The sequence below is a fragment of the Flavobacterium sp. genome, from assembly GCF_031381455.1.
Lineage (GTDB): Bacteria > Bacteroidota > Bacteroidia > Flavobacteriales > Flavobacteriaceae > Flavobacterium.
In genome coordinates this window covers 24,693-32,005 of record NZ_JANMXZ010000024.1, presented here as the reverse complement: position 1 = coordinate 32,005, position 7,313 = coordinate 24,693, and the positions used below count along the sequence as shown (strand labels likewise).

At 33.7% G+C, this 7,313-nt stretch carries 5 protein-coding genes; 3 read left to right on the top strand and 2 right to left on the bottom strand.

What is annotated here, in order from left to right; translation table 11 throughout:
* The 3 genes from RMN97_RS06520 to RMN97_RS06510 all read left to right on the top strand — a co-directional run.
* Positions 1–430 (top strand): integrase core domain-containing protein (locus tag RMN97_RS06520; protein WP_309613714.1); only part of this gene is annotated, 430 nt, incomplete at its 5' end.
* A 94-nt stretch (positions 431–524) separates the two neighbouring features.
* Positions 525–3,113, top strand: a complete 2,589-nt coding sequence (locus RMN97_RS06515) for an SHOCT domain-containing protein (RefSeq protein ID WP_309613713.1) — start codon at positions 525–527, stop codon at positions 3,111–3,113.
* Positions 3,114–3,440: 327 nt separating this feature from the next.
* A complete protein-coding gene (locus RMN97_RS06510) occupies positions 3,441–3,803 on the top strand; it encodes a prolyl oligopeptidase family serine peptidase (protein WP_309613712.1) in 363 nt (120 codons plus the stop codon).
* 216 nt (positions 3,804–4,019) lie between these two features.
* Here the strand turns inward: RMN97_RS06510 and RMN97_RS06505 are convergent, their stop codons facing one another.
* Both RMN97_RS06505 and RMN97_RS06500 read right to left on the bottom strand, forming a co-directional pair.
* Positions 4,020–5,108: an agmatinase family protein gene (locus tag RMN97_RS06505; RefSeq protein ID WP_309613711.1), complete on the bottom strand. Its 1,089-nt coding sequence runs from the start codon at positions 5,106–5,108 to the stop codon at positions 4,020–4,022.
* Between the two features lie 131 nt (positions 5,109–5,239).
* Positions 5,240–7,309: a T9SS type A sorting domain-containing protein gene (locus tag RMN97_RS06500; protein ID WP_309613710.1), complete on the bottom strand. Its 2,070-nt coding sequence runs from the start codon at positions 7,307–7,309 to the stop codon at positions 5,240–5,242.
* Positions 7,310–7,313: the final 4 nt, after the last annotated feature.

The following is a 7,313-nucleotide window of genomic DNA, read 5'->3' as shown; positions in this document are numbered from 1 at the left end:
TGTAGCCACAAATATGAAAGCTTCATTGTCAATAGAAGCTTTAAAAATGGCTCTGAAAAATAGAAAATATCCAAATAGAAAACTAATCCATCATTCGGACAGAGGATTCCATTACTGTTGGCCAGAATACGTGAAAATGCTGCAAGACAATGATATTCTTATAAGTATGACAGAACAATACGATCCTTATGAAAATGCGCTTGCAGAACGCCTAAACAAAACCATGAAGTATGAATTTGGACTCAATCAAACCATTCCAAATAAAACCATAGCACAGAAGATGGTTCGACGCGCTGTAAAGATTTATAACACATTAAGACCGCATGACAGCTTAAAAGGAAGAACGCCCATTAGCGTGCATTTAAACGCCGACATACCGTATAAATCATATCGTAGGAATAAAGAAATTATTTATCTAAATTTGAATTGAAAACAAAGTAAAAAAATGTCAACCTATTTCAGGACGCTACACAGACATCGGGAGTAATAACATATTAAATAAAAGTAATAATCCAAAAAAAATAATGAAAAAAACAATCTTAATTTTATTCCTAACCGTTTCAACAGTTTCATTTGCACAATTAGTTGGCAAAAAAACAAACGCGAAAGAACTTGAAAAAGCTGTTGAATTATTATCTCAAAATATTCAAGCTAACCCTGATAATCCGTTAAATATCAATAATGAATTCTTATTTAATCTTTCCAATTTGATTGATGATGCGTCAACAAAAAATATACTACAAAGTTATAGCACGAATTTGGGAGTAGACAAAGACTTAAGTTATCGACAAGTGTATTGGGATTTGGCAAAAGTATTAGATCAAAATCCATCTATTGCAAGTAATCTCCAATATAAAAACACAAGTCAGGGTTTAGATGTAATGTTTGATAATTATAATTTATTAGCAAGTAAATTAAAGAATGATGGTGGTAAATATGAGTTAGGCTCTTTTGTTAACGACCCTTCGGTAATTAATAGTCTACAAAACATTACGGGATCTTATGAAAGCGCCCAAGCATTAGGTTTGGGAGTAGATTTATTTGCCAGCTTAACACAAGCATTTGCTGAAGGACAAAAATTTAAAGAGGATTATAAAAAATTAGCACTATTGAGCTCGAAAAATTTATATATCGAAACTGATGCTAATTTGAATAGCGCTTTATTAGATGTTTACTTAGGAATTGAAGGTCATCAGATAATAACTCCAATATACCGTTATGATTTTAATAATGGGGCTTCATTGCGCGTTGAAAATGGAATTTTAAAATACTTTAATTCAGCAAAAGGAATTGTCAAAAATTTGATATTGGTTGACAAAAGGCACGATGGGAAGTTCTACAAATATAAGGATATGCGTGGCGCATTTTATTCAACAATACTCATATCAAAAGATGAAAGTGTCTTTTATATTTATGCAAACCAAAAGGCAATAACGGATAACAAATGTGATACTTGTTTAGAAAAAGCTGGGTACGTTTTAAGAAGTATTGATGGTTCTACTTTATTCACAAAATCAGGGAGCTTAGTGCCGTCTGGAGGTAATCCTGGTTTTGATATTTTTAACGCTTATTTTGATAAAGACAATGCCGTTGTATATAATATGATTTCAGCAAGTGGCATAGGTGGTTATGGTATTAGAAATTTGTTATTTAAAGACAAAGTAAAATCATTTGAACTTGTTTCAGGATTAGATAAAAATAAAAATTTTGTAATTAATGGTAATCCGAGAAAGTTTAGAGATGATAATTCCTTTCAGGAGTCATTATTTGATAAGCATATACAGTACGTATATCTATACCAAAAAGAGGAATGTTCCATAAACTTATTTTGGGCTAATGGTGATAAAGAGTTAGACCCTAATAAGACTACTTATGCAAGCTCTATGTTGCAGATAGCAAAAAAGCAAGACTATTACAACCCAGATGGAATGATAAACGAACTAACAGGCTTAGCAATGAAAATAAATGGGGATTTATATTTTGCTGGAACTAATGGAGGTATAGGAAAACTGAAGGCGAACGACTATAAATTAGACGACCCATCATTGACATCAAAAATCCGAAGTGCTTTGACAAATAAAATATTTGCCCCTTACGATTTTATTGCTGACAAAGAGTATACTTCTTTGCATGGTCAAATTATTACTCATGCCGATGCGTTTCCTCTTTATCCCTCATTAAAATTTACTCCAGACGAGAAATTACTTATTTATACATTAAAAGACAATTTATATGTTGTTAACCCAGATGATTTTAACGACGCTAAGCACTATAAATTATCATGTCAACCCTACAATACTTATTTTACAAAGGAAAGTGGTGATTGGGTACTAAACATACAGGCGTTAAACGAATTTAAATTTCCAATTACAAAAAAATATTCCATAGACAAACTCAGTAAAATGGAAATCAAAAAAATAAGCCCAACTAAAAGTAATGCAAAAAAGACAAACGTTACTGATACTAATGAGAATACAACAAAAATTGCAGCAACATCTGCTAACGATTCTAATTTCTCCTTAGCTGATGAAATCAAAAAATTAAAAGAGCTATTGGATGCAGGCGCAATTACTCAGGATGAGTATACTGCGGCAAAAGCAAAACTGCTAAATACACCAGCTAAAAATGGAACAAAAGCAACTCCAACTAATACAACCTCACCAACTAAAAAACCTAGTAAAAATGTAATTGAATTTAAAATCAAGGGGAAATCTTATTGCGCTGTAAAAGCTCCGGAAAATGGCTTAGATATAATATATGGCTTATATAAATATTTGGGAAAAGAAATTCGTACTTATGAATCTAAAGAAGGTGAGCCTATAGTTCAATTAAATAAAGCAGATATAGATAGTGGAAAATCTGGGTTATGGCAGGCACATGGTGAGCGCTCTAAAGCTATTACGTGGTGGTTATTATCCGATTGTAATGGGAATTTGGACGTAACTAAAACGGAAGATTTTGATCGCTACAACATAGTCGTTAGATATGAAGAAGAAGATGAGCCAGGGCATAGTAATTACCCCAAAGGTGGTTTTGATTTTATGTCCTTAAGTATTTATACTGATGGTTCCAATAAAGTTTTAATTCTTGGTGAGCGAGTTAAACAAAAGTAAAATGCAATAAACATTATTAATTCAAACATCTAAACACTATCAAGTTTCTAAGCAAATTAATTTCATTAAAGGGAAGTATATAAATTTAAAATATGATAGTATCACTAATAAAAAGGATTAATTGAATCAAAAGCAGAAACTTAAAAATGAACTTTTATGCCAGCCGCTAACAGCAGTTTCAAGAAATGGCGAAAAATGTGCAAAATTCACATTGTTCTTTCGCAAGAATTTTTATCTTAGTGGAAAATAAACGGTTACGAAGTTCGCCACTTCTTGAAGCGGCGGAACGGTATTACTAACACAATCGACTTTACAAACGAAATCTCAATGACTAACGACCCTACATTGGCAACTACAAATTTGAATAGTAACAATTATACCATAAAAACAATTTTAGATTTCTGGGGTAGTGCTGTAGCCGTTACTGCAAATAACAATATTTACGGATACGAACGCTTTGACCCAACAGATATACCAATAATGATTTCACACGGTACTAATGATCAAACAATAGAATATTCTAATGCACTCGAGTTAAAAGATATTTATACTACTACAGGTGCTAACTATGTATTATACACTCTAGAAAATAGAGGTCATGGTCCTTGGGATGCTATTGTAAATGGAAAATCATTGGAAGAACTTTCATTCGATTTTATAGTTGAGCAACAGAATATTATTGTAGAATAATGAGAAAAACTAATGCCTACAGCCGTTTGTCGCAATGGCTGTTAATGAAATCAAACAATACATCAACTATTATAATAATGAAGAATTAAATCAAATTTAAACTAAATGAGCCCGATACAATATCGAGCTCATTACTATCAAAATTAAATATAAATTTGTCTAAACTTTTGGGTTCAGTCTATCGCTACTCGCCATTTTTAGAATATAATCAAAAAACTACTTTCTCTTAAAGTTGATTCTTTGGCCTACATTCATTCCCCTGTTTTTAGCCAACATGCCACACATGTGAAATAACATTCGAGCACCAACATTGCCATCCCAATCATCATTTTCACCCGGAGCAACTTCTACCAAATCAAAACCAATAATATCTTTCCCACTTGCTGCCAATTTGTTAAACAAATATGTTGCCTGCTCGAATGAAAATCCACCCGGAACTGGCGTTCCAGTATTTGGACAATACCAAGAATACAGTCCGTCAATATCAAAAGACACACAAACTTTTTGTGGTAATGTAGCAATTATAGCATCGCATTGTTCCGCCCAGGTTATACCGGAAAAGGTTTCGGCTTTCATATCAGCATCTGTGTTTACCAAAACTCTCCCGTTTGATTGTTGTACCACTTCAACTTCCTGCTCACAGAAATCGCGAATTCCAACCTGAACTATTTTTGAAATCTGAGGAATCTGTAAAGCATTGTACATTATTGATGCATGCGAGAAGGTAAATCCTTCGTACGCAATTCTCAAATCCATATGTGCATCTAAATGCAAAATTCCGAAGTTATCATGTATGCTTGCCAAAGCTTCATAATAGCCTAATGGAGTTGAATGGTCGCCTCCAAGCAGCACTACTTTTTTACCTTGCTTCGTCCAAAACAATACTTTTTCTTTGACTTCGGTATGTAAATCACGACATACTTTATTGATGGTCTTCAAGTCTGAAAGTAAGCTTGGATGATTATTTAAATCTTCTCCTTTTTCGAGAGCCTGAATTATGGGTTGGGCTAATGCTTTGTAGCTATTTGAATTAATTTTCCAATGTTCTGGTGCTTCATCATAATATATTCCGAGTTTCCATAGCTCGGGAAAATCCTGATGGTTTAAATCTACCTGAAATGAAGCATCTAAAACCGCTTCTGGTCCATCTGAAGCTCCGGCTCCATAACTTACGGTTACTTCCCATGGTACAGGAATAATAATGATTTCTGATTGTTCTGCCGAAAATGGTAATCCAAAGATGGTTGCATCTGCTAAACCCGGCTGGCTTGGGTCGAAAGTAGCTATGATTTGTTGTTTGGTCATTAGGTATAAATTATAAAGTGGTAAAGTTATTCCGAAACTTCGGGATTGCAAAGTATTTTTGGTATGGATATAAAAAAGAAAACCACAATACTTTCGCATTATGGTCTTTCTTTATTTGTTAAGGAGTTGATTTATTCTTTTATGAATTTATATGATACTTTGTCCGTATTGAAATACACATTATAAATACCTTTAGCTAAAGAAGCAATATCAATACTTTCATCGTTAGAAGTTACAGCCTTTGTCAAAATTGTTTGTCCTAACATATTGTAGATAGTAATGCTTTCGTTACTGTCAAAATCTCCTTTAATATTTAATACATTAGAAGCAGGATTTGGATACAAAACGAAATGATTTTTCACAACGTCTTCAACTCCTAGAGATGGTGTAATTGTGAGTTGGAATGTTCTGATTACAGTTGAAGCACCACTTGTAGCTGTCATTGTAATAGTATAAGTTCCTGGCGCTAAAACAGCACCAACAGAAGGCGATTGTGTCAAAACTGCATTACAATTAGCGTTAATTGGGTTTGCCAATGTAGCATAACTTGGCAATGTATACGTATTAGTTGCGTCGGCAGCAACAGTCTGATTAGCAATCGAAGCCATGGTCAATCCTAAAGCTGGCAGAACATATCCTCTAGCAGTAAATTTTTGAGTAAACACCTGAATGTCTGCACAAGGAAAATTCATATTAATAGCTGCTTGTCTGACAGCTATTGCTGCATTTTGTTGATTTGTTGTGCTATTCGTTAGTATTAAACCTTGTAAAAATGCTTTATCTGTTTTTGTTCTACCAATAACATCCCAAATCTGCATTAATGCTGTTGCCCATATTTGTCCGTCAGTGTGAGCAGCGCCTAATTGTAATCCTACTAAATCACCTGGATATACACCATAATAATCAGTAGTTCTACCCGCCCAACACGTGTTATGCCCATCCCAACTGAACATAAACTGCGATGCAGCATCAGCAGCCGTCCATTGGTTTAAACTTCTACTGTATGACTGTGCCCAATAGTCACTATTTCCTTCACCTAAATATTGTGAAACGTTTCCATTAGTCATCCATTTATGGACTCCGTGACCAAATTCATGCCAAATAACATCTGCATCCTCAGCATCATCTACACAGCCTTCACCAAAAGCTATTTGATCTGTTGAAGGAAGAAAATATGAATTATCATCACCATTCAAACCTGATGAATCAAATTTAAGAACACCACCATTTAAAGTTGGTCTACATGTAATACCTAATGTTTCGTTTATATATCTTAAACTTTTATCTAAATGATAGAAAACATTTACCGCTTCAAAGGCGTTGTTATCTCTGGTAAAGTTAAAAGCACTACCTGTTGTTTGTGTAAACAAACCTGTTGTTGGTGCCTCAAAATCCTGAATCTCTACATAAGAACTTTTTAATTTATAAACTCCGGCTGTTAAATCAATTTGAGGTAAGGTTACCGATGTTCTTGCTGCTGCTAATTGTGATGTATTGGCATCATTCCCGTCAACATAACCCGTAGTTCCATATGCTACACGAGCATAAGACAATGGGTCAGATAAAAAAACCATTGCTGTCCCTGACACAAAAGCTAAAGGTGATATTGTAGTAGTTGTTGGATTTGGTTTTTTGAATCCAGATTCTTTTTTATGATAATACATTGCCTCATCATAAGTACTTAAAACATTTCCAGTTTGTGCATCAATTAAGACTGCCCAACTGGCTCCACCGGTTTGCGGATTAGTAACAACTTTATAAACTAACTTAGTTTGATCATTAACTTTAGTAATCAATAAAATGTTTTCGCCAACTGTATATGTACCCCTAATTTTTAAACTTTCCTTTGATATGTTCAAAGCAGTCTCTTTAGAAAGACTTGGTGTTGTGTTGATATTTTCTATTGAACTGTCATACGAATCTGAAGTAAAAACCAATTCGTTACTCGGATTGAAATTTACTACAATTTCCGAGTGGTAAACCTGTACATCATTCATCATTTGTTGAAAGCGAAGGGTTTCACCAGCTAAACTTTTTGTAACGTATGATAATTTAAAAGTATCTGTTGGTTTAATTTTTAAATCGCTGGCATGTAATTTTATCCATTGTCTTGCTGCATTTTCGTTATCAGAAACTTGGGCAAAACCAGAGAATGAGATTACAATCAATACTAAAATTGCGAAATTTAATTTTAATTTCATTTTT